This is a genomic window from Flavobacterium sp. (genome assembly GCF_046155325.1).
Classification (GTDB): domain Bacteria; phylum Bacteroidota; class Bacteroidia; order Flavobacteriales; family Flavobacteriaceae; genus Flavobacterium.
Genome location: NZ_JBJXDQ010000087.1, coordinates 1 through 2878, shown reverse-complemented (window position 1 = coordinate 2878; position 2878 = coordinate 1). Strand labels below are relative to the sequence as shown.

At 31.8% G+C, this 2878-nt stretch carries 5 protein-coding genes; 3 read left to right on the top strand and 2 right to left on the bottom strand.

Features of this window, described 5'->3' with window-relative positions:
- Nucleotides 1-242: 242 nt before the first annotated feature.
- Together ACKVOD_RS05850 and ACKVOD_RS05845 are read right to left on the bottom strand one after the other, a co-directional pair.
- Entirely contained in the window at nt 243-698 is a 456-nt protein-coding gene (locus ACKVOD_RS05850; protein WP_409208532.1) for a DUF6428 family protein, read from the bottom strand.
- Between the two features lie 15 nt (nt 699-713).
- Nucleotides 714-1040 carry an ArsR/SmtB family transcription factor gene (locus ACKVOD_RS05845; protein ID WP_409208531.1) on the bottom strand — a complete coding sequence of 109 codons (327 nt, stop codon included), beginning with the start codon at nt 1038-1040 and terminating at the stop codon, nt 714-716.
- A gap of 323 nt (nt 1041-1363) precedes the next feature.
- Between ACKVOD_RS05845 and ACKVOD_RS05840 the strand changes: the two genes are divergently transcribed.
- The 3 genes from ACKVOD_RS05840 to ACKVOD_RS05830 all read left to right on the top strand — a co-directional run.
- Nucleotides 1364-2203, top strand: coding sequence for a LytR/AlgR family response regulator transcription factor (locus ACKVOD_RS05840; RefSeq protein ID WP_409208530.1), 840 nt, complete (start codon nt 1364-1366; stop codon nt 2201-2203).
- A gap of 157 nt (nt 2204-2360) precedes the next feature.
- Nucleotides 2361-2687 carry a GIY-YIG nuclease family protein gene (locus tag ACKVOD_RS05835; RefSeq protein ID WP_409208529.1) on the top strand — a complete coding sequence of 109 codons (327 nt, stop codon included), beginning with the start codon at nt 2361-2363 and terminating at the stop codon, nt 2685-2687.
- Nucleotides 2671-2878 (top strand): hypothetical protein (locus ACKVOD_RS05830; RefSeq protein WP_409208528.1); only part of this gene is annotated, 208 nt, incomplete at its 3' end. The genes ACKVOD_RS05835 and ACKVOD_RS05830, both read left to right, overlap by 17 nt.

Below are 2878 nucleotides of genomic sequence, written 5' to 3'. Positions count from 1 at the left end.
AATTTTTTTCATATTTGTATTTTTTTATTTTTCAGTGGTCAAATATGGAATTGCTTTTTCACCGAATTTGTGTTCGCTAACGCAAACTTTTTGTAGATGGCGATTCATACTAATAACCATAATAAGTTTATAATTGTAAATCGGGCATCAAACCCAAAAATGATATTTAATAGTGTTACACCTATAGTGATAGCAATCGGTTTTTTATATTTAATGATGAATTCTTTCATAATATATGTGATTTAGCAACATCCCGCACCAGGAGAACAAAGACTAATTTCTTGCACAATTTTATTTTTAGTTGCAGGAATACCGCATTGATCTTGAGCTAAACAAGCGGTTTTTTTGTTTTGTAATACAAAATCATTTCCGTTGAAATTCAAATCATATTTTCCAATCGTTTGGGTTTGGTATTCGACTTCAATTTCTAAATCTTCAATACCTAAAACCTTTTCAGACAATTCGATGATATTGATTAGCTTTTGAGGCTGCAATCGGTGGTCAAAATCATTGGCATTCCATAATTGAAAGTTGATTACAGTTTCTTTGCGAATTGTTCCACCACAATCAATGAAGTCTTTGGTAATTAATCCCACTTCGGTGATGTGAAAATGTTCAGGTATTTTTGTGCCATCTTCTAAAATAAAGTTTACCGTATCCAATGATTTTAATATGCTTTTTACTTGTGATAGTATCATTTTTTATAATTTAAATTAGCAACAATTATTTTTTTTGATATACATAGTAGTTTTTTCAAAAAATCCTTTCACTTTTTCGAAACCCTCTTCGTTGATGCAGTAGCAAATAGAAGTTCCTTCAAAGCTTCCCTTTATTAACCCAGCGTTTTTAAGTTCTTTTAAATGTTGTGAAATTGTAGGTTGAGCCAAAGGCAATTCGTTTACAATATCCCCACAAATACAACTGTCTACCTTCAGTAAGTATTCTATAATTGCTATTCTAGCTGGATGCCCTAAGGCTTTTAGGATGTCTGCCATTTCGTTAGTTTCTATAGAGAAACCTATAGTTTTTGTTATTCCCATATCGCAATATTACGATATATTATTTAATCGCCAAAATAAATAAAGTATTATTTTTTTTGAAGATACGGCAAAGGTTTTTTGCGCTTTGTCGGGTTTATTGGCAGTTCATCAAAAAGTATTAACATTTCTATACATTATCTTAACAATGACTTTGAAAACAGCTGTAAATGTTTATTTTTATCTTGTTAAATGGAATCTTTTTCTGCAAGAAAATCATCTCTTTAACTAGTTTCCCAAAACTACCTATAATACATTACTAAATTTTTGAACTGCTTTAGCATTTTCAATAACTAATATTATGGCTAACAAATCAGGTTAAGCCATTGAAGAAATATCCGTACATTATTATTGACGATGATCAAGAAAGTGTTTTGAAAACAAAAGCAATTGCTGATGGATTTTCAGAACTTGATTTTGTGGCTTCGGCAAATAACTATACTGATGGTCTACATCTCATTTTAGAGCATACTCCAAAATTAATTTTTCTCGAAATTGACCCTACAGATAAGAATAGCAGTTTGTCGCTAACACTTATTAACGAATTGTATCGCTTTTTGACTGTGATTCCTAAAATTATTATCACAACATCTAAGAAAGATTTAGCTTTTGATGCCATACAATATGAAGTGGCGGATTATATGATCAAACCAATTGAAAGAATAGATTTGGTTAAATCGCTCTTAAAATTAAAAAAATCTATTGGCGAAGACGAAGCTTATGTTGTTCAAAACACTGTATTTGAGAACCCGACAGCTACTGTAAAAGAGTCTGGTCAAGTTCCAACTATTCAAAATGAAATTTCAAAAACGGAGCAACCACTACTATTATGTATAAAATCGTATGGTGATTATAGATATATTGATGCTAAAGACATTTGTTATTTTCAAGCCGACAACAATTCTACCGACATTCACCTAAACAATGGCGAAATGGTGACCGCATTTAAGACATTAAAGCATTTTGAGGGTATTTTGCCCGCTCCATTTGTTCGAATACACAACAGTTATATAGTAAACCGAAACTACATTTCGAGAATACACACAGGAAATACGGTATGTTACATAAAAAACACCACGACCAAACTCCCTTTTTCTAAATCATACAAAGCCAATGTAGATGCTATAATTTCCGATTTTTCTAACGGGAATTACCTAGAGATTTAAAAAGAAATCGAAGAAATGAAAAATTATCTCGATTTTGTCATTCTGAACGCAGTGAAGAATCACATAACGAGAGCAACTGATGTGATTCCTCCTGCGTCGGAATGACAAGAAGCAGTTGGAATAACAGAATAAAAACGAATGCATAGTATAAAGAATTATGATAGAATATACAGAAGGCTACCACACTTATTATGTTTACATCATAACAAACAAATATCGCTCTACTTTTTATATTGGAATGACCAATAATTTAGTGGAAAGATTAAAACAACATAAAGGAAATATTGAGAAAGGAATAAGAACGTTTGCTTCAAAATATAATCTTGAATTTTTAGTTTATTATGAAAAATTTACCTGGGTGCAGCAGGCAATCGCAAGAGAGAAAGAGTTGAAAGGGTGGAGAAGAGACAAAAAATTAGCACTGATTCGTTCGTTTAATAATAATTTTGAATTTTTAAATGATCGGTTTGTTAGTAATGATTAAAATTTTTGTCATTCCTATTGCTTTTGTCATTCCGAGGTACAAAGACCCGAGCGAAGCTAATAGGCAAAGCAATCACATAACGAGAGCAATTGATGTGATTGCTTCCCCTATTCGGGCAAAGTTCTCGGGTCTTCACTGCATTCAGAATAACAAAGTAGGAGTCGATTCGCCTATAATTTCCGATTTTTTAG